Source organism: Prevotella intermedia ATCC 25611 = DSM 20706 (assembly GCF_001953955.1).
GTDB classification, from domain to species: Bacteria; Bacteroidota; Bacteroidia; order Bacteroidales; family Bacteroidaceae; genus Prevotella; species Prevotella intermedia.
The window spans coordinates 327003-346343 of the sequence record NZ_CP019301.1; the positions used below are offsets into that span (position 1 = coordinate 327003).

At 42.1% G+C, this 19341-nt stretch carries 19 protein-coding genes; 14 read left to right on the forward strand and 5 right to left on the reverse strand.

What is annotated here, in order from left to right; genetic code table 11:
- Positions 1-3: 3 nt before the first annotated feature.
- From BWX39_RS10015 to BWX39_RS10025, 3 genes are read left to right on the forward strand one after another with little or no spacing between them, the layout of a single operon-like run.
- A complete protein-coding gene (locus tag BWX39_RS10015; protein WP_028905256.1) occupies positions 4-1071 on the forward strand; it encodes a radical SAM protein in 1068 nt (355 codons plus the stop codon).
- Positions 1072-1076: 5 nt separating this feature from the next.
- A complete protein-coding gene (locus BWX39_RS10020; protein WP_028905255.1) occupies positions 1077-2141 on the forward strand; it encodes a Gfo/Idh/MocA family protein in 1065 nt (354 codons plus the stop codon).
- Between the two features lie 48 nt (positions 2142-2189).
- The gene (locus tag BWX39_RS10025) at positions 2190-2720 is read left to right on the forward strand and encodes a hypothetical protein (RefSeq protein ID WP_028905254.1); all 531 of its coding nucleotides are present in this window, start codon (positions 2190-2192) and stop codon (positions 2718-2720) included.
- Positions 2721-2827: 107 nt separating this feature from the next.
- On the opposite strand, the gene BWX39_RS10030 is transcribed toward BWX39_RS10025, so the two are convergent.
- Entirely contained in the window at positions 2828-3106 is a 279-nt protein-coding gene (locus BWX39_RS10030; protein WP_028905253.1) for a helix-turn-helix domain-containing protein, read from the reverse strand.
- A gap of 16 nt (positions 3107-3122) precedes the next feature.
- Entirely contained in the window at positions 3123-3404 is a 282-nt protein-coding gene (locus tag BWX39_RS10035; RefSeq protein WP_076123414.1) for a helix-turn-helix domain-containing protein, read from the reverse strand.
- 382 nt (positions 3405-3786) lie between these two features.
- On the opposite strand from BWX39_RS10035, the gene BWX39_RS10040 reads away from it, so the two are divergent.
- The 7 genes from BWX39_RS10040 (at position 3787) to drt3b (ending at position 12182) form a co-directional block, all read left to right on the forward strand.
- On the forward strand, positions 3787-5184 hold the full coding sequence (locus BWX39_RS10040; protein WP_028905252.1) for a VapE domain-containing protein: 1398 nt from the start codon (positions 3787-3789) through the stop codon (positions 5182-5184).
- A gap of 167 nt (positions 5185-5351) precedes the next feature.
- Positions 5352-6356 carry a toprim domain-containing protein gene (locus BWX39_RS10045; RefSeq protein WP_028905251.1) on the forward strand — a complete coding sequence of 335 codons (1005 nt, stop codon included), beginning with the start codon at positions 5352-5354 and terminating at the stop codon, positions 6354-6356.
- Positions 6357-6360: 4 nt separating this feature from the next.
- The gene (locus BWX39_RS10050; protein ID WP_028905250.1) at positions 6361-6819 is read left to right on the forward strand and encodes a DUF3408 domain-containing protein; all 459 of its coding nucleotides are present in this window, start codon (positions 6361-6363) and stop codon (positions 6817-6819) included.
- A 360-nt stretch (positions 6820-7179) separates the two neighbouring features.
- Entirely contained in the window at positions 7180-7611 is a 432-nt protein-coding gene (locus BWX39_RS10055) for a plasmid mobilization protein (protein WP_028905249.1), read from the forward strand.
- A complete protein-coding gene (locus BWX39_RS10060; protein ID WP_028905248.1) occupies positions 7595-8656 on the forward strand; it encodes a relaxase/mobilization nuclease domain-containing protein in 1062 nt (353 codons plus the stop codon). The genes BWX39_RS10055 and BWX39_RS10060 overlap by 17 nt, the downstream gene beginning before the upstream one ends.
- 422 nt (positions 8657-9078) lie before the next feature.
- The gene (drt3a, locus tag BWX39_RS10065; RefSeq protein WP_028905247.1) at positions 9079-10269 is read left to right on the forward strand and encodes an antiviral reverse transcriptase Drt3a; all 1191 of its coding nucleotides are present in this window, start codon (positions 9079-9081) and stop codon (positions 10267-10269) included.
- Positions 10266-12182 (forward strand): antiviral reverse transcriptase Drt3b, encoded by a 1917-nt coding sequence (gene drt3b, locus BWX39_RS10070; RefSeq protein ID WP_028905246.1) that lies wholly within the window; start codon positions 10266-10268, stop codon positions 12180-12182. The genes drt3a and drt3b overlap by 4 nt, the downstream gene beginning before the upstream one ends.
- Before the next feature lie 847 nt (positions 12183-13029).
- Here drt3b and kdsB read toward each other — a convergent pair.
- From kdsB to BWX39_RS10090, 3 genes are all read right to left on the reverse strand, one after another.
- Positions 13030-13782, reverse strand: a complete 753-nt coding sequence (kdsB, locus tag BWX39_RS10080) for a 3-deoxy-manno-octulosonate cytidylyltransferase (RefSeq protein ID WP_028905245.1) — start codon at positions 13780-13782, stop codon at positions 13030-13032.
- A gap of 38 nt (positions 13783-13820) precedes the next feature.
- Entirely contained in the window at positions 13821-14609 is a 789-nt protein-coding gene (locus BWX39_RS10085) for a class I SAM-dependent methyltransferase (RefSeq protein ID WP_028905244.1), read from the reverse strand.
- A gap of 139 nt (positions 14610-14748) precedes the next feature.
- The gene (locus tag BWX39_RS10090; RefSeq protein WP_028905243.1) at positions 14749-15732 is read right to left on the reverse strand and encodes a GNAT family N-acetyltransferase; all 984 of its coding nucleotides are present in this window, start codon (positions 15730-15732) and stop codon (positions 14749-14751) included.
- Between the two features lie 130 nt (positions 15733-15862).
- On the opposite strand from BWX39_RS10090, the gene BWX39_RS10095 reads away from it, so the two are divergent.
- From BWX39_RS10095 to BWX39_RS10110, 4 genes are all read left to right on the forward strand, one after another.
- Positions 15863-16636 (forward strand): Rossmann-like and DUF2520 domain-containing protein, encoded by a 774-nt coding sequence (locus BWX39_RS10095; protein WP_028905242.1) that lies wholly within the window; start codon positions 15863-15865, stop codon positions 16634-16636.
- Between the two features lie 36 nt (positions 16637-16672).
- The gene (locus tag BWX39_RS10100) at positions 16673-17191 is read left to right on the forward strand and encodes a KdsC family phosphatase (protein WP_028905241.1); all 519 of its coding nucleotides are present in this window, start codon (positions 16673-16675) and stop codon (positions 17189-17191) included.
- A gap of 75 nt (positions 17192-17266) precedes the next feature.
- Positions 17267-18730, forward strand: coding sequence for a S41 family peptidase (locus BWX39_RS10105; RefSeq protein WP_028905240.1), 1464 nt, complete (start codon positions 17267-17269; stop codon positions 18728-18730).
- 7 nt (positions 18731-18737) lie between these two features.
- Positions 18738-19313, forward strand: a complete 576-nt coding sequence (locus BWX39_RS10110; RefSeq protein ID WP_028905239.1) for a Maf-like protein — start codon at positions 18738-18740, stop codon at positions 19311-19313.
- The last annotated feature ends 28 nt before the right edge of the window (positions 19314-19341 follow it).

The window sequence follows — 19341 nt, forward strand, 5'->3', positions numbered from 1 at the left end:
AGAATGTACAGTATTTATGACTACATCCACAATGGAATTGTATTTGTCAATAATGTAGTACGCAGACAGCACAAGGAACTCACATCCTTGATGATATATTCCACAACAAGCTGTCAGTCTCGTTGCAAGCACTGTTCCATTTGGAAGAAACCTATAGAAAATCTCAGCTTAGATGACATCATCAAAATAATGGACAGCAAATGTGTAACTAAACGCACGATGGTCGGTTTGGAAGGAGGTGAGTTTATCCTCCATCCCGAAGCAGACAAGATATTAGGATGGTTTGATACTAACCACCCAAACTATACATTGCTGTCCAACTGCCTTGCTGCAAACAAGGTAATATCTGCCGTAAAAAATCATCATCCCAAGCATCTATACATATCACTTGACGGCGATAGAGAAACCTATCGCTATATGCGTGGGAGAGATGGGTATGACAAGGTGATTAAGGTTATAGAAACATGTAAAGACATCGTGCCTGTCTCCCTGATGTTCTGTCTTTCTCCATGGAACTCGTTTGAGGATATGGGGCATGTCATAGATTGTGCCAAACAATATAACATTGATGTACGTATTGGCATTTACAGCACAATGTCATTCTTTGACACAACCAAAGATTTAATGGAATCCAATGATGCTGATTTCATCAGCCAGATACCCTCTTCCATACATCAAACATATGAGAACTTTGACTTTGTAGCTTTGTATGACGAGTGGAAGAATAATAGACTGAGACTGCGGTGTCATAGTATTTTCAGTGAATTGGTCATCCATTCTAATGGAGACGTTCCCTTGTGCCAAAACCTGGATGTGATATTAGGCAATATCCATGAGAACACACTTGACGAGATATTCAACTCAAAGGAGAGCTGCGAAGTCCAGTGTCAATACTCTAAAGCGTGTAATCAATGCTGGATTAACTATCATCGTAAATACGATATTATCCTGTTGAGAAATTTAGAAAGAATAATCCCCAAACGGCTGATAGAGTTGTTTTATGGGAAGTATCAATGGACCAGCAACAGGCAAACCACCTATAAGAAACATTTCAAGCAAATAAAAGCATAGCTAAAATGGGATATTTAGATAACATTATAGACAGATATAGGCGCATACGCAGCATAAAAGAACTGCAATATACCTACACACAGCAGTATGCTCTTGTGGGGTTTGGCAATCATTGTGCAAACAACCTGCTACCCGTTATACAGTATCTTCAGCTGCCACTGAAATATATCTGCTGTACCTCTGAAAAGAAAGCTGAACTGATTTCTCAAAAGTACAAAGGAGTCAAAGGTACAACTTCTTTACAGGACATCCTGCTTGATGATACTATTTCGGGAGTCTTCGTGGCAGCTAATCCACATTCACATTTCCAGATTGCAACCGAAGTTATAAAAGCAGGTAAATCCTTATTTATAGAGAAACCACCCTGTGAGGATAAAAGAGAACTAAAGGCTTTGACCGATACAGTCAAACTATATGGCTCACAACATATCGTTGTCGGACTGCAAAGACGTTTTGCCCCTGCCACTCAAATTCTGAAAAAGCGATTGAAAGGTGATAGCAAACGACATTACTATTATAGCTATCTGACTGGATTATATCCTGAAGGCGATTCTTTGCTTAACCTATTCATCCATCCTCTTGACTACGCAACATTCCTTTTTGGAGAGGCAAAGATAAAAAGTCTAGATGTTATTCGCAGTAGAGATGGTGGACAGACCTTATTCCTTATATTAGAACACCAAGATATAGTAGGAATGTTGGAACTATCAACAGATTACTCTTGGCAAGAAGCACAGGAGCAGCTAAATATCAGTACAGATAAAGGACTTTATGTGTTGGAAAAAATGGAACGACTTGATTTCATGCCGAGACGCTCTGCGGTGTTAGGGATTCCGTTGGAGAAAGTCTTTCCAAACAATGGAGCAACAATTTGTCTCTACGGAAGAAACAACTTTGTCCCAACTATTGGAAATAACCAAATCGTTTCACAAGGCTTCTTCTCTGAAATCAAGACTTTTGCCGACATGATTGAAAACAAACATGAGGCTAATTATGCTTTGGGCTTGGAAAGTGTTAATCATGTTTATTCGTTAATGACAGAAATACATAAATACACAAGCAAGAAATAATAGAAAATCACGTCTATATAAATAATAACATACTAAATCCATGTAATTATGAAAAAAATATTTTATAGTCTTCTGTACATCATTGGACTGTCTGCATGTTCAACAGAGAATGTTGCCCTTGATTCATTAAAAGTTTATGATGTAGCAAATTCTACTTGCAAGTTAAGTATCTCTCCAACAGAAACACGCCCTGATTTCTATGCAGAAAATAATGCTATGCCAGCAATATTAGGTATAGAGTTGGATAAAGACGGTGTTGCCCAATGTATGTTGGAAGATGTGAAAGCTAACTGTGCCGTAAAAAATATTTATGTGAATATTGCTAATCAAGATAATCAAATTATCCTTGTCGTGTACCATAATATCCTTGATGCACTAGCCGATTGTATTTGCAAATACGATGTTCGTTTTAAGATGAGCAAATTGCCTCCTGGTCATTATAAACTAAAGGTGTACTATGCTAGACCAAATATGAAATATGATGAATCTAATATTGCATATAATGGACAAGTAAATATTGTTCAGAATAGAAAAGTCTCTGTAAAATTTAATCCAGAAATAGGTTTACCAGAGAATTAAAGATGTAGGTATCTATTCAAAATATGGCACTTGGGCTGGTATATATCAGATCAAGTGCCATGTAGTATTGTCAATATTACAACCTCATTTTATCTTTTTCCCTGTAGCTATTTTTTTAGTATTCTCTCTAAATCCGACTCCTTATAGAGAATCTTCCCTGCAAACTGCGTGTAGGGGATAATCTTCTTGTCCCTATAGTCCTGCAAGGTGCGGGGGCTGATATACAGCCGCTCGCATACTTCCTTACCCGTGAGAAAGTGCTCACCGCCAAACAGCGGTTTGTGTGTCTGTGCCACTTCCTTAATTCTCTTGCTTACTCCACTGATAGCAGACAGCACTACCTGCATATCGTCCGCTTCCATATTCAAATCTCTTACCTGTTCCATAATCTACGTGTTTATTTTATTTTTCCGTTTTTGATTTCTCCGATTTGGTTTGAAGCAACTGCTCCACGTCCTCACGCTTGTAATAGCACTTATGCCCTATTTGGGCAAAGGGCAAGACACCCGTATCACGGTAGTGCTGCAAGGTTCGCTTACTGATGTTGAGCAGCTTGCACACATCACCATTGTGCAGCCAATCGGTATGCTCACTCTGTTCTCCGAAAGCCTTGTGGCAGGTTTCGGCAAGGCTGAGTATCTCGTTTCTCAGCTTTGCCCATGTAGATTCTGTAATGATAAATATCCCATAGTTCTATTGTTATTTTGTTTGTAATTCTTTCTTATTGGTTTAATAAAACCTTTGTCCGTCTTGCGTTTCACCGCACGTTTCTGCCTGCAAAAGTAGGGAGTGTTTGCCATACTTCAAAGCACGAGGGAACAGCAGGGAAATGCTGGGAAAAACAAGGAAAGGACAAAAGGATTGTCGCTCTCTTTCTTTTCCTCCATACTCCATTTTATCATATCCGTTTTAGCTGATGCAATACGATGCAGATTGTAACAAATAAGCACCTACCTTTCCAGCATCATTTACGCACTTGTCCTCTTGTTCGGGGCTTAAATCCATGCTTTCCGACAGTTTCCTGTCAGAAATCCGTGAGAAATTCATTGTCAATGAGCGCAACATTATGCAAGCACTCTCCGAATGCATGGAACTTTCACATTCTTTTGATAACTTCACTCTCGGAAACCAGACTAAGCATATAATGAAAAAGAATGCAGATAAAGGCAAATCTGAGGGCGGAAACAGCGAACTTCATACAAGAAGGAAGTTTTCCAAGAACTCGGAGATAGAAGCCTATCTTTCCACTCACTACGAGTTCAGATACAATACGGTATTGGGAAGAACCGAATATCGTAGCAAGAATGATGCTCACTTCTCAAAGGTGGGTCGCTATGAAATCAATACGCTCCGCAGGGAGATAGACAATGACATCGGGATAATAACCTCATCGGATAACCTGTACTCCATCATCGAGAGCAGTTTCTCTCCACGCATCAACCCCATACAGGAGTATTTCAAGCAACTGCCCTTGATAGATATTGGTTGTAACAACAGTAGAAACAAAGACTGTCGCAGTGATAATGAAAGTAGTAATGATGTTTCTTCCTTTTCACTGAAAGCCATTCCCGGACTAGCAAGTTGCGTCATCGTGCACAACGCCGACAAGTGGCTACCGTACCTCACCAAATGGCTCGTGGCAGTGGTTGCAAACGCAATGGACGACCGTGAGTGCCGTAACCACACCTGCCTCGTGCTGACAGCCGAGCAGGGAAAGTTCAAGACTACATTCTTGGACTTGCTCTATCCGCCTGCCCTGCACGGTTACAGCTACACGGGAAAGATCTATCCGCAGGAGAAGGACACGCTCACCTATATCGGGCAGAATCTTATCGTAAATATCGACGACCAGCTCAAAGCACTCAACAAACATGACGAGAACGAACTGAAGAACCTTATCACCTGCCCGATGGTCAAGTACCGCATGCCCTACGACAAGTATGTCGAGGAATATTCCCACTTGGCAAGTTTTGTGGCATCAGTGAACGGCAACGACTTCCTTACAGACCCGACAGGCAGCAGACGGCTTCTGCACTTTGAAGTGCTGTCCATTGACATTGAGAGGGCAAAGAGTATATCTATGGACAGTGTCTATACGGAAGCCAAAGCCCTGCTAAACGCAGGTTTCCGCTATTGGTTTGACGATGATGAAATCACGGAACTATACAGGGAGAGCGAGGACTTCCAAGTGCAGACCGCAGAAACGGAACTTCTGTTGCGCTGCTTCGAGAAACCGACTGATGATAATCCCCGCTGCTCCTATATGACCACTACGGAAATCCTTACCTATCTGGGTATCTATACACGGCAGCCCCTGACTTCCAAACGTATGGGAGAAGCCCTTAAAAGGGCTGGCTTTGAGAAAGTGAGCAAGAGGCATGACGGTGGCAGTCTTGTCTATGTGTATAAGATAAGGAAGATACTACCCTGTCCTTTGCTTGACAGTTGTAGTAGTCTGATGTAGTAGGGTGTATAGTATTGTCATGTACTACAATTCTGTGTTGATTATCAACAACTTACAATAAAATAGTATGTAGTAAGAAAAAAGATGAAAAAGTTTGGAGGGAAAACTTCGGAAAAGAGAAAATCTTTCAAGTACCATTCAAATATCATTCAAAAAAACATATCACAATGAAAGAAGAAGATTTATTACTCATCAAGCGATACCCCATTGTGGAGTATCTTGAAAGGAAAGGCATCAAGCCTATTAGACTGACATCTTCCTATGCCTTGTATCGTTCACCGCTTCGTGCAGAAATACATCCGAGCTTCAAGGTGGACACAGAGAAGAACCTCTGGATAGACTATGCCGAAGGCAGGGGCGGAAGTATTATCGACCTCTGTATGCGATTGGAGGGCTGCACGCTATCGGCAGCCATCCGTCATTTGGGACGGAACGCTCCCGATGATACTGCATATAGTTCTCGCAACGACTTCGCACCAAACAATTTCCAACCTTCAATGGCTGCAAATGGGGCAAGGAAACTGATAAGTATATCAGACACCCTGCCGCCACATTTGCAGGAGTACCTTACAAAGGTGCGCTGTATCAACTTGGAAAATGCAGAGCCATTCCTCAAATGTATCAGCTATGAGGTAAGGGGCAGGTGCTATCAAGCCATTGCCTTTGCCAATCTATCAGGAGGGTATGAACTTCGGGATAACGGTTCGTTCAAAGGAACAACCGCACCGAAAGACATTACTCCTATACTCACAGACAGACAATCAGAACACACAACAAACAAGACACATCCTGTCTATGTATTTGAGGGATTTATGGACTTTCTGTCCTTTCTTTCAATGAAAGAAGAGGTAGCCAACCACTGCCTTGTGATGAACTCCGTGAGTAATTTGGCGAGAACAGTCCGTTATCTGAACGACCGATATCTGACCCATATCTGTGCCTTCCTTGACAATGATGAAGCAGGACAGAGAACCGTGCAAGAATTTGTAAGGGCAGGTTTCAAGGTGGAGGATATGTCCGTACATTACAAAGGCTTCAAAGACCCCAACGAGTTTCATGTCAGTCGTATGCGTAAACAGGAGCAGCAGAAAGTGCAGGAACGGACACGGATGTCGGTTACGGAGCAAAATCAAAACAGAAAATCAAAACAAGTCAAACATAAAATGAGATAAAGAAATGGAAAAGAAAAAAGTCAGTAACGAGGGAATGGAGAATACAATCCATTCCACCAAGCAATATTTAGGACTCAACCAAATTGAAGGTTCGTCTGAATATCTCATTGCCGAACTTCGGGCAAGGAGAGCCAGAACTTTTCAAGACCCAAACAAGCAGGACATAGAGAATACCGCGCACTCTGAACCTGCACAGAAATCGGAGAACGCAACCGTTCAAAGGCGCATCAGTGCCAAGATGAGAAAGGAAACGCTCGAAGCCTACAAGCAAGCCTACCTTGTGCCGACCAAGTTGAGTGACCGAAAGGCGGTCTATCTGAGCAGGGGGACACAGGAGCGTGCCGACTTCATCGTGCGCAGGCTGGGCGACAGGGGCAGCAACCTTTCAAGTTTCGTGGAGAACATCGTGCGCCTACATCTGGAGGAATACGGTGAGGACATAGAGAAATGGAGAAGACTGTAAACAGAGTGGAAGGGGGCGAGGGGGGCAGGAAAAGGGACAACCTTTTCACTAACCATTCTCACCTCTTTTTAATAGAATTCACTATTGAATATTTACTGAACATACAGAACGGTGGGAGTATCACGAACGCAGTCAGGCATGGAATGCACAGCATTCACTTTTCGACTGCAAAACGCCTTGTGCGTAAACGTTTCGTTAACTGACATTGCAAGACGTCAGTTTGTACCCACAAACTGCTCTTGCTCCCCTTGTCAGACTATCGGGGAGATAAGACCGTAATCACTCCGTTCTCATCGGGTAGCATTCAAGAATTAAGAGACAATGAATCATCTATAATGATTAACTTTCAAAGAAGCTTATATGAACAGATATAATAAAAAGACTGCCAAATGGCAGCAACAGAATAAGGAAGAGCAGAAGATGAATAAAACAGAGTTCATCAAGGTAAGATGTACCTCAGAGGAAAAGCAACGTATTAAGTCAAAGGCGGAAAGCGCTGGGCGGAAGTTCTCGGATTACTGCCGTGAAATGCTCCTAAATGGAGAGGTGGCAGCCGTTCCTAAGATGACAGAAAATGAGAGGGAAGCCATTTGTATACTTCAGCATACAGGACGGTTCTATGGGCAGGTTTCTAACCTTATCAAGGTTAAGGATGAGAGGTGGGTACATATCACAAAGAACCTTTCCCTATGTGCAAAAGAGGCATTTAAGAGATTCTACGACCCTCATTTTCGAGTGGATGATGAGATATATAAGGTCTTAAATATGAGAAGAAATGATAGGAAAGTGTAAGGCGATATCGCATGGCAGCACGGCTTTAGACTATATTTTCAGAGAGGGTAAACTCGGCAGTCGGCTTGCCTTCCACAACCTTTGCAGCAGGGAACCAAAGACTATCTATGAAGAAATGAAAGTGGTCAGCGATTACAACACACGGTGCAAGAATAAGTTCCTCCGCATTGAAATCGGTATCGCACCACAAGACGAGAAAAGATTGCCTGTATCCGAGCTTATGGGGATAGCCCATCTGTTTGCCAAGCGAATGGGACTTGACAACCACCAATGGGTGGCGGTAACGCACAAGGACACCGATAATAGACACATTCACATCATTGCCAACCGTATCAGTCTTTATGGAGAGGTCTATGATACTACCTTTGTGAGCAATAGGGCAGCAAAAGTGGCGGAGGAAATAAGCAGAGAGAAAAACTTGACTATCGCAAAGGAGGTCAAGGCGGAAAGGAAACACCAAAAGTCAAAAGCCAATCTAACGAGAGAACAGACAAAGCAGCAGGTGCAGAAGATTTGCTATGCCCTACTTGAAAAATGCAAAGGTACAGGTATCACGGGACACTCCATGTTCCTCTATGAACTGAATAAGAACAACATTATCATAGAGCGCATGAAGAACAAACAGGGAAAAGTCTATGGTTTGAAGTTCTCCTACTGTGGACAGACATTCAAAGCTTCCGAAATCGATAGGGAGTTCGGCTACCGTTCCTTGCAGAAGAACTTTGAAACAACCAACAAGGAAGAATCAAGGAAACCACATCTAACAGTACAAGAGCCGACAGAAAGGAAAGAACGCCCTGATACTGGTTATCAACTCGTACCTCCAAGCCGTTCCTCTATCTCACGAGAAAATGACACCTCACAAGTACAGAATCCCATTGGTGCAGTGGCAGACGCCATCGTTAGCGCAGCCGATGATGTGATGGAAGGGTTGGGCGATTTGATTACACCAACTGTAAAGGGCGATGACTATGTCGAAACAGCGTGGCAGCGCAGACTCAGAAATCAAGCCAACAGAAAGAAAAGACGAGGAAGAGGGCTATAACTATAAGAGTAGAAGTTCAGTAACTCAGGTGACATTCTTTATACCAATTATCAAATGTTGTTTTGAGTGGATTCTCTGATTATGTTTTGTAAAACAAAAGTAGGTTTACCTCTATCTTAGGTGCTTCGTAGAGCATTGCACTAAAAAGGTATAATAATTAAAAAATATTTCTGTAAAATATACTTTATGTGAAGTAAATATGTTAGCTTTGCAAAAATAAAGAGATCATCATTGATGATTCAATAGATATTGCAGAAAGATGGAAGTCAAGAAGCATTATAAATGTCATATATTTTATCGATACTCAACGTATCGTAGAACTTCCTTTCTCCACAAAGAACTGACAAGTGTTCTGAAACATGATGTCTGGGGTGTAAATGAGTAATATTATCACATTTCGTTGCTAATCAAATGAAGGACAAATGTATTCACAATTATTCTCACCATATAACTTATACTCCTGTACTACGCAAAGTGAACGTAGGAATAGTGGATTAAATAAGGACGATTTTGCTGAGAAGGTGGATTTACTCCTTGGCAATAGCATAAATGATGGTACATACCAGTTCGCAATAAAAGCCTGGCGGGACTTATTCCTCAATAACCATCCCAAAGGTTCTTTGGATTCCCTTTGTCAAAATTTGATTTTGCGTAAGCTATATAAAAATATCAAGCGCATATATGGAATTGGTCAGTCTAATCGCAACCTAATCGTGAAACAGATGGTTTCGTTATTGATAGATGGGTCTCATAAGTGGATTATTCGTCTTGATATACGAAATTTTTATGAATCCATTGAACGCAGCCTACTTATGGAGCGTTTCCAAGAAGATGGACGCTTGAATTATCAGTCTATCAGTCTTCTCAAAAATCTTTTTGCTAATCCAAGTATTTCCGAAAAGAAAGGATTACCTCGTGGATTGAGTATAAGTTCTGTGATGTCAGAACTTTATATGAAGTATTTTGATTTGGAGATTCGCAGAATGGAAGGTGTATTCTACTATGCACGATTTGTTGATGATATCATAATATTTTGCAGCAGTAAAATTTCGCAAGAAAATATTTGGATAAAGATTCCTAAGTTATTGAGTAATATAGGGCTACAACTTAATGAATCTAAGTCATATAAGTGGGATAACCAACAGAAGATTTTAAACCTTACCTATCTTGGTTATACATTTTTTCCCAAAGAAAAGAATATTATAGAAATAACCATAGCTGATAAGAAAGTGAATATCATAAAGACTCGCATAACCAAGAGTTTTGTGCGCTTTGCCAAAGATGGGGACTTCGACAAACTAAAGAACAGAATAAAATTTCTTACAGGCAACTTCACAATCTATAATCCCTCTACTTTATTACCAATCAGAATTGGAATCTACTTTAATTATAATATGATAACCTCCAAAACTTCATTATATGAACTTGATAAGTACTACCAGAGATTGTTGCATTGCAGAACGGGACGCTTAGGAACAAGGTTGAAAATACAGATGACTGTTATCCAGCAAAAGGAACTATCCAAATATTCTTTTGTTTTTGGTTTTGAAAGACATGTAAGACATTACTTTACTTCTGCAATGATTGCAGATATAACTAATTGTTGGCGATGAGTAAGGATATAAATCTAAATAACACATACAGAGTTCTTCTAACTGAAGTCTTGCCATATGAACTTCCTTTGATGCTTGACAACGAAGGCTTCTATCTCAATATGCAAGATGAAGATTTGCAAAATATATTCAATGAGACCTTCCGGGGAAAACTAAATGAATGGACAATTCCTTTCGATTACTCTGTCCGTAAATATGGTGGAGACAAGAGCCGTAAACTTAGTTTAATGCATCCTGTTACTCAATTGCAATGCGCTGAGTTTTATAAATCTCATGATAGCTATATGCTTTCACTTTGTAGTAATAGTCCCTTTTCTCTTCGATACATATCAGAGTGTGCCAAATGTATATTCAAGACTGACGAAACGGAAACTATGGATGCTCCGGAACAACAGAACCGCATAGAAATTTTAGATGATGAAGTGGAGAAACGATACCGTTCGTATTTCAGTTATAAGCGTTACGATATGATGTATAAGTTCTTTACCAGTGGCGATTATCTTCGTTTGGAACAAAAGTACACCAATCTGATGAAGATGGATATTGCCAGTTGCTTCTATCACATATATACTCATACTATAACATGGGCTGTTAAGGGCAAGGAACAAGCTAAGGCTCAAATAGGCAAACCAACCTTTGAAAATGCTTTTGATACCCTTATGCAGCATACAAACTACAATGAAACGAATGGGATAATTGTCGGTCCAGAGATTTCTCGAATATTCGCAGAAATTATCTTGCAACGTATTGATGTCAATGTGCTCAACCGCCTTAAGCAAGAGCCATATTCTTTAAAACTCGGTCGTGATTATGAAATCAGAAGATATATTGATGACCATTATATTTACGCAAATAGCGAAGAAATACTGCGCTTAATACTTGATGTCTATAAAGAAGAATTCCAGTTCTATAAGCTTTATATTAACGAGAGTAAACTTGAATTTTTGGAGCGACCTTTCGTTTCAAATGTATCTGTTGCAAAACGAGAAATTAACGAACTAATATCCAATATTTCCGAACACTGGTTAATGAAGGATGAAAATCATAAATACAAGCATATTGTAAAGAATGAGATGAGCACCTTTTCATCCGTCGTAAACAAATTTCGTTCGATTACGTTTAGATATAATCAGAAGTATGGTATATTGAATAGATATTTTCTTGCATTACTCATCTCACAACTATGTGAAGAATCGAAGAAGGAAAGTGCTATTAATGCAACTTCTAAACTACCTTTGATGTATCTTGAAATCACTTTTTATGTATTCTCTTTGGATATGAATACTTCTGCTTCCATAAAACTATGCCGTATTTTGAACGAACTGCATGTATGGGCAGAAAAATGTATTGACAAAACTATATTGCCAGAACTGGAAAATAGAATATATCGTGAAGTAAAACGCTGTTTGGATATTTACGAGGTTAATAGAAAAAGTAACGAAACCAATCTCGAAGTACTTAATTTGATACTGTGTCTCAGTCATATAATGAAAACACCAATACCACGAACACAATTGGTTAGACTCTTCAATATTACTGAGGGCTGTATAACGGAATACAAGCATCAAAACTATTTTCAGATATGTACTCTATTATATATTATTGGTGGGGATACAAACTATAATGATATTAGAATTAATATTTTAGAAGAAATCAAACATCGAGTTAAAGAAGAAAATTCGATGTGGCATGCAGACACTACAATGCTTTTCTTTGACGCTTTAGTCTGCCCTTTTTTCACGAAGAGTGAAAGAAAGGATATATTAATGGAAGCGTGTGGATATAAAGAAAACACAGCGTATAATAAATTGAATATTTATAACAAAACGAAGAGATGGTTCTTTAACTGGGATAAAAAATGTGACTTATCTGATTTGTTATCTAAAAAAGAATACCATTCTCCATACGAATAAGATGAACATACGGAATCAGCAAAAGCCCGAAGAGACAGTTCTGAGGAAGTCATCCATGATCAAGAATACGACCAAAGAATATACGTTCAATTAGAGTTGCTGACTTAATTTTAGCGCATGCGTGTGCTGAATTATTGCTCAACGAATGCATTTGCAACAAAGAGAGAACGAGGGGTATAATCCCCACACACTAATGACCCCCAAAGGCTTGTTGCTGATTCCGCTTTATTTATATTTATTCGAACTGTTTGCTATAAATTAAATCAAGTTAATATAGTCAAAGTTTCATTCTTGATATATAGAATTTTTTCTCTTTTTATGACTATACATATATATATTATCTGTTAAGTACAGAAGTTTCAGATATTATTAAGGAGTTAAACCATACTTTCCAAATCGAAGTGCACAAGCAGGTATATTTCTTCAAAAACGCTTGTTATTCGGTAACAAAGTATTATCTTTGCAGACAGAATAATAAGCGTTCTTTGTTAGGTAGAATACAGCGACTTGAAGTAGCTCGCTCGTTTCCAAATCGTTACCTATTTAGTTCCTTCGGCGAGGTAACTTATTTATTTTCAAATAGATACATTTCAACAATTATCTTACCGTGCAAAACCTACGCTTTTGGAATGCAAAACAATAGGTTTTATAATGCGTTGATAATAAGGTGGTTATGCGATAGATATGCTTGTGAAAAATATTTACACAATTTTCGTCGTCTTTCCACTTGTTCGATAAGAAATATTTTTGTTTTTTAAGTATTGCTAAACGGCAACAAACGAAAAGTGCAACGGTGCTGCCCACTTAGCGACAGCACCGTTGCACGGAAACCGAAACGGTTTGTTTATTAATCGTTCTTGCTTTGTTGTGCCAAGAAAAGCTCTGCTCGTTGCAGGTCTTCAGGGGTGTCTATGCCTACGGTTTCTACTTCGGTAAGTCCCACTTTTATCTTGTAGCCGTTCTGCAACCAACGCAATTGTTCCAAGCCTTCGGCGATTTCGAGAGGCGATTGTGGCAACTTTGTTACTTCACGTAAAACTTCTGTACGATAAGCATATAGCCCAATGTGTTTAAGGAAAGGATAAACGTCTATCCATTGGCTTTCTTCCTTGCCACGAATGTAGGGAGCAAGGGCGCGAGTGAAGTACATTGCGTAGCTTCGGTTATCGAGGATTATCTTCGGAGAGTTGGGATTCTTCGCTTCTTCAATGGTGGCAAACTTCTTTCCGAGTGTTGCTATCTGCGTGTCGGCATCGTTGAAACACGCCACAACGGTTTCTATCTGACTTTTCTGTATAAACGGTTCGTCGCCCTGAATATTCACCACAACATCGAAGTTTCCGCCTATTTTCTCCAATGCTTCCGCAATTCGGTCGGTGCCACTCTGGTGGTCGGAGCATGTCATTACAGCCTTTGCACCCATCGAAGTTACGGTATTGTAGATGCGTTCGTCGTCGGTGGCTACGTAAACATCGTCAAGCACGGCACCAACTTGCTCTGCCACACGTTGGATAACATACTTTCCGCCCAACTTGGCAAGCGGTTTGCCAGGGAAACGGGACGATGCGTAGCGGGCAGGGATAATTCCTATTACTTTCATTTTCATCTATATCATGTCCATACTTTATTGTCAATGTGTCATTTCCTGCCGTAGATGATACCGATTTCAGCCATCATCCACGGTGCCCGCATATAGGTGGGGATAAGTACCATCTGCTCCACGTTGGCGATGTAATGTATCTCCGTGACGCCCTCGGCTCTCAGTTGTGCGACAAATTCTTCCATGTTGCCATAGAGTTGCTTCTTCGGGAAGAGGTCTTGGAAAGCAAAACAGCCTCCTTTCTTCACCACACGCAAGGCCTCGCGCACAACTTGGCGCTTGTCGGGTTGGGTTCTCACCTCGTGGAACACGAAGTTGCTCACAGCCGCATCAAACGTCTCGTCGGCAAAGTCGAGTTTCGAAGCATCGCCTTTCTCGAAACGAATGCGTCCGTCCACGCCTTCAATCGCAGCGTTGCGCTCGCATTGTGCCTTGGCATAATCCCATCCGAAGCCCCAATAGTCAATGGCCATCATCTGCGCTTCGGGATATTCCTTGGCACACCTCACGCTCAACGCAGCCGAACCACAGCCGATGTCGAGCAGTGTGCCGTGCCCGTCCCAGTCGAGATGCTCCATCAGAAAGTCGTGGAATTTAGACATCAGCCGTCCGCCCTCGAACGAAAATTCGTGGTGACAGACATGCATATAGACGGACATGGCCAGCATGGCAGCAGCCACAATGCCCATAAAAATGGTTACAGCCACCAGTCGGGGCCACACGAAGGAAAGTGCGAAAAGCAACAATAGCACTGCTGATGTGCCATAGAGTATACGCAGCAGTGTCAGGGAAATCCAGTTGCCATAATTTGTTTTCTGTTGTTCCATATTTTTTTGGCTATTTACTATACTTTTTCGGTTATTTGTTATGCCATTCCGACCATATCCGTTATTTATGAAGATGGTCGGAACGTGGGGACTACAGTGCAAAGATTATCGGTATATTCTATCTCTGCGCTGGTTGTTCTTACAATCGGTAGTACCAAAACATAAGGTGGCGCATTATAAAGTTGGAAAAGCGAAACCACCGATAGGCACTTACGGGCTTGCCGCCAAAGCTCAGCATAAAGTCGCGATAGTTGCTGTGCGAGAACGGAAGTCCAAGGTTGAGAATATGAATATGGTCTTGCTTGCGCCTGTGCGCTTCCTTAATGGCAAACCATACCGTAAGCGTGTGGGGGTGATAGAAAATGTAACGCTTCTCCATGGCTGCATCGAACCACAGCATAGATTCACGCCCAGAGTCCACAACCACGCTTCCGCCCACCATTCGCCCCTTGTAAAGGGTAATGTAGATGTGTCCGTGCTCGCTGCTGCCTACCTGTTGGAACAGCTCTTCCTTCGGTATGTAGCGTTGCTTGCGCAGTCGGTAGTATCTTTTTATAAGGCGATAGAGTTGGTGAATCTCAGCTTTGCTCTCGGCTTCGCGTGTTTCAAAGCCGCTTTCCACAGCACGTTTCACACGGTGGAGCACCTTTTCAGAGGCACGTTCCTCGGGGGCTTTGCTGTGCAACGAGTGGTGCAGCTGAATCCACGGAATAGGTACGAAGCCGTGTCGGCGAAGTGTTCGGTAGCCAAACATCTTTTTCGAGATATCGCTTAGCTCTATATGGAAGCAACGATGGCGCAGCAAATGACGCACAAGAGCGTCCATCATCGTATCGAAAAGTTTGCTTTTCTCCGTATAATCAATGCCGTTTCGGTAGATACCCTCGCCATAAATGCGTGCCCGATGTGTAAAACTGATGCCCCAAAAGCGGCGTTTGCTGCGGATGTGAACAAGAATTTGCCCGATGGTTTCGTCGTTTTCGTCGATAGCAACCACCATACACGGCTGCAATCGTGGCGTTTGTTCCAACATACAGAACAAGTCGCGACTGTGAAAGAAATCGCCTCTGCAGAGCGTCGGCAGGTCTTTGCTGCGTGTTATAATCTTGGTTCTCATCTTCATGGGCAGGCAAATCGCAATCGAACGTGCACAGATAAGTCTGCACACGCCACTTGCAAAAATAGTAAATGTTTTGTAAAAAAGCGAGAAATGCGTAGCTTTTCTCCTTATTTTTATTAATTTTGTACTTATTATGAAGATAGCATTGATAGGTGCAGGCAATCTTGCCACCATTCTGGGGCATGCACTTTGCAACGCCCAACACGACATTGTACAGGTTTACAGCCGAACAATGGCGGCGGCAAACCTGTTGGCTGAAAAGCTGAACGCCGTGCCGACAGACAGTTTGGACGAAATAACGAACGATGCCGACCTCTATATTATCGCACTGAAGGACAGCATTCTCGACGCAGTTATCGACAAAATATGCCCTGTTCGTAGCGATAAGCTGTTCGTACACACAGCAGGCTCGGTGCCAATCGATGTGTTTCGCGGACGAGCAGCGCATTATGGCGTGTTCTATCCGATGCAGACGTTCTCCAAGACACGCATCGTAGACTTCAGAAACATTCCCGTTTTCCTCGAAGCAGATAGCTCCTCGACAATGCAAACCATTGCCGAAGTGGCACAATCGGTCAGCAACAACGTCCACGAACTGTCTTCTGCCGACCGCCGTTACTTGCATTTGGCAGCCGTATGGGCGTGCAATTACGCCAACCACTGCTACGATATGGCAGCCGAAGTGTTGCAAAAGGTGGGCTTGCCCTTCGATATAATGTTGCCATTGACCGATGAAACGGCAAGAAAAGTACACGAACTGTCGCCCCATGAGGCACAGACAGGACCTGCCATTCGCTACGATGAAAACATTATCGAGGCACAAATGCAGCTTATGGACGACAATCCAAGAGCGCAACAGCTATACCAGCTGATGGCGCAAAGCATTTATGAGAAAAGCAAGAAATAAGTATATAGAAAACATTTAACCATCTATTGTAATACAATGATAAACTATGAGTTAAAGAAAATAAAAGCTATCGTCTTCGATGTAGACGGCGTTCTGTCGTTAAACACGGTTGCTATGGACAGCGAGGGCGTGCCCGTAAGAACTATGAACATCAAAGACGGCTACGCCATTCAGCTTGCTGTGAAGCTCGGACTCAAGATTGCGCTGATGACAGGAGGGCGCAACGAGGAGATACGGAAGCGTTATGCTTATCTTGGTGTGCAAGATGTGTTCCTCAATTGTAAGGTAAAGCTGAACACGTGGGACACTTATCTGAAAGAAAACAACTTGCAGACGGACGAGGTTATCTATGTTGGCGACGACATTCCCGACTACGAAATCATGCAAAGAGCGGGCTGTCCGTGCTGTCCAAAAGACGCTTGCGCCGACATCAAAGCCATTTCAACCTACATCAGCGACTGCAACGGCGGTATGGGAGTGGCACGCGACATTATCGAACAGGTGTTGCGCGCACAGGGAAAATGGCTGAAAAGTGCAAAAGCCTTTGGGTGGTAAGAGTGCTTTGATGGACTGCTTATAAAGGTACACCAAAGTTTTTAGGCAAGAATTGCAAATCTTTAAAACTATAATATGTATATGAAAACAGCATTGAAAAACAATTTTGAGAAAACGCTATCGGTGCTTTTGCTCATCGTAATGTGCTTGTATACTTGCCAGACCTATGCGCAAATGGTGAATATGACACCTTACGATTCGCCCGTTCCCGACAGTTTGCGCCTCGCTCCCGACGGAAGAATGACCAAAGAACAAGCTATTTACGATCTCAATGCCTTGGTTTATACCGTCAGTGAAGTACATCCGAACATGTATGCGGTGTGCAACCAAGGCGAGTTTATGAGCCGTGTGAACGCAATAGAGCAGGAAATGCCCGACACTATTACGCGCGCCACCCTATATAAATATGTTGCACCACTATTAGCGCTACTCGGTGATGGACACACACACGTGTTTCCACCTTACAACGACATACTTACAAAGACTGTTCTACGCTTTCCATTGCAGGTAGATGTGGACAACCAGAGTGGCAAAATAACAGCTCGCTATTCTCTATTCGGCATTCCGAAAGGGGCAGAAATAACCGAAATAAACGGTGTTTCAAGTGCCGCCATCATTGCAAACTTACTTCAATACGTGTCGGGAGAGCGCCGTTTCTTTCGCTTAATGAAACTAAAGGATTACTTTAGCGCCCTATTACAACTTTGCTATTATGCCGATAAGTATACTATCAAATATGTATGGAAGAACAATATAAAGGAAACAATACTAAAAGGAGCAACCTTCGATGAGATAAGAGCCGAGAGAAAGAAAGTCGAAAAGGCTACAGGGAAGCTACTTCAAACAAAGAAACAGGAACAGAAACATTTTGAATACCAACTCTTAGAGGGTGGTCGGGTGGCACTAATGTCGTTCAACGACTGTACAGACCCGTCAGGAATGACAGTCTTTCTTGACTCAATGATAACCGAAATAAACGCAAAGAAGGTGCAGAACCTTATAATAGACGTGCGCAAAAATGACGGTGGCGATTCTCGTATAGGCGATTTGATATTCGAACGCATAAGCAAAGTGCCTTTCCAACAGTTTGGAAAAGCCTTTATGCGTATAACTCCAACAACGCAACGTTTATTAAAGAACGCTTACGGTGATAAGTTTCTCTCGCCTACTGGACTGTACTTGGAAAACGAAGACAGCCTGAATGTGCCGCTAAACGACAAGACTCGCTGCTACAACGGCAAGGTTTGGCTGTTAACAAGCAACTACACGTTCTCTTCAGCTGCTTCTTTTTCGTGGGCATTCAAATACTTCAATATGGGCAAAGTTGTTGGTGAGGAAACCGGCGGCATGAATGTTTGCTTCGGAGATGTGCTCGAATACCGTCTGCCCATATCGCAATTGTATTGCTATATGTCGTATAAGCGGTTCTGGCAATACGGCGCTGACGAGACAGACATACACGGCACGATACCCGATGTTGCGGTTTCTGCCGACAAAGCATTGGAAACAACGTTAGAACTGATACGAAAGGAGAAATAAAACAACTATGAGTTTCAAGGATTATCATATTATATTGGCGAGCAATTCGCCAAGAAGGAAAGAGCTGTTGCGTGGTCTTGACATTGCATTCGACGTGCGTGTGCAGCCCGATATTGCGGAAGACTACCCTGCCGACACTGCGCCTGCCGACGTGGCTACATACATCAGTCGCGAAAAGGCGAATGCCTACAAGGACACGATTGCAGAAAACGAACTTATTATTACCGCAGACACGGTGGTAATAGTGGGCAACGAAATTCTGGGAAAGCCCCACGACGATGCAGAAGCAAAGGAAATGCTGCACAAGATAAGCGGTCGGAAACACCAAGTGGTTACGGGCGTGTGCCTTACCACGACGGAAAAGCAACATTGTTTCTCGGTTTCTACCGACGTAACCTTCAAAAATCTGAAGGAAGAAGAGATAGATTACTACATAGAAACCTATCGTCCATTAGACAAGGCAGGCGCATACGGCATTCAAGAGTGGATTGGCTACATCGGTGTAACGGCACTCGAAGGCAGCTATTTCAACGTAATGGGACTGCCCGTGCAGCGCATTTGGGAGGAACTGAATAGATTTTAACAGACAGAAACAACGGTTTCAACGAAAG

Excerpts from the sequence above, each read along its gene's own strand:
- BWX39_RS10015 (WP_028905256.1), top strand. The coding sequence starts at position 4 with ATGTACAGTATTTATGACTACATCCACAATGGAATTGTATTTGTCAAT.
- BWX39_RS10020 (WP_028905255.1), top strand. The coding sequence starts at position 1,077 with ATGGGATATTTAGATAACATTATAGACAGATATAGGCGCATACGCAGC.
- BWX39_RS10025 (WP_028905254.1), top strand. The coding sequence starts at position 2,190 with ATGAAAAAAATATTTTATAGTCTTCTGTACATCATTGGACTGTCTGCA.
- BWX39_RS10030 (WP_028905253.1), bottom strand. The coding sequence starts at position 3,106 with ATGGAACAGGTAAGAGATTTGAATATGGAAGCGGACGATATGCAGGTA.
- BWX39_RS10040 (WP_028905252.1), top strand. The coding sequence starts at position 3,787 with ATGCAAGCACTCTCCGAATGCATGGAACTTTCACATTCTTTTGATAAC.
- BWX39_RS10045 (WP_028905251.1), top strand. The coding sequence starts at position 5,352 with ATGAAAGAAGAAGATTTATTACTCATCAAGCGATACCCCATTGTGGAG.
- BWX39_RS10050 (WP_028905250.1), top strand. The coding sequence starts at position 6,361 with ATGGAAAAGAAAAAAGTCAGTAACGAGGGAATGGAGAATACAATCCAT.
- BWX39_RS10055 (WP_028905249.1), top strand. The coding sequence starts at position 7,180 with ATGAACAGATATAATAAAAAGACTGCCAAATGGCAGCAACAGAATAAG.
- BWX39_RS10060 (WP_028905248.1), top strand. The coding sequence starts at position 7,595 with ATGATAGGAAAGTGTAAGGCGATATCGCATGGCAGCACGGCTTTAGAC.
- drt3a (WP_028905247.1), top strand. The coding sequence starts at position 9,079 with ATGTATTCACAATTATTCTCACCATATAACTTATACTCCTGTACTACG.
- drt3b (WP_028905246.1), top strand. The coding sequence starts at position 10,266 with ATGAGTAAGGATATAAATCTAAATAACACATACAGAGTTCTTCTAACT.
- kdsB (WP_028905245.1), bottom strand. The coding sequence starts at position 13,782 with ATGAAAGTAATAGGAATTATCCCTGCCCGCTACGCATCGTCCCGTTTC.
- BWX39_RS10085 (WP_028905244.1), bottom strand. The coding sequence starts at position 14,609 with ATGGAACAACAGAAAACAAATTATGGCAACTGGATTTCCCTGACACTG.
- BWX39_RS10090 (WP_028905243.1), bottom strand. The coding sequence starts at position 15,732 with ATGAAGATGAGAACCAAGATTATAACACGCAGCAAAGACCTGCCGACG.
- BWX39_RS10095 (WP_028905242.1), top strand. The coding sequence starts at position 15,863 with ATGAAGATAGCATTGATAGGTGCAGGCAATCTTGCCACCATTCTGGGG.
- BWX39_RS10100 (WP_028905241.1), top strand. The coding sequence starts at position 16,673 with ATGATAAACTATGAGTTAAAGAAAATAAAAGCTATCGTCTTCGATGTA.
- BWX39_RS10105 (WP_028905240.1), top strand. The coding sequence starts at position 17,267 with ATGTATATGAAAACAGCATTGAAAAACAATTTTGAGAAAACGCTATCG.
- BWX39_RS10110 (WP_028905239.1), top strand. The coding sequence starts at position 18,738 with ATGAGTTTCAAGGATTATCATATTATATTGGCGAGCAATTCGCCAAGA.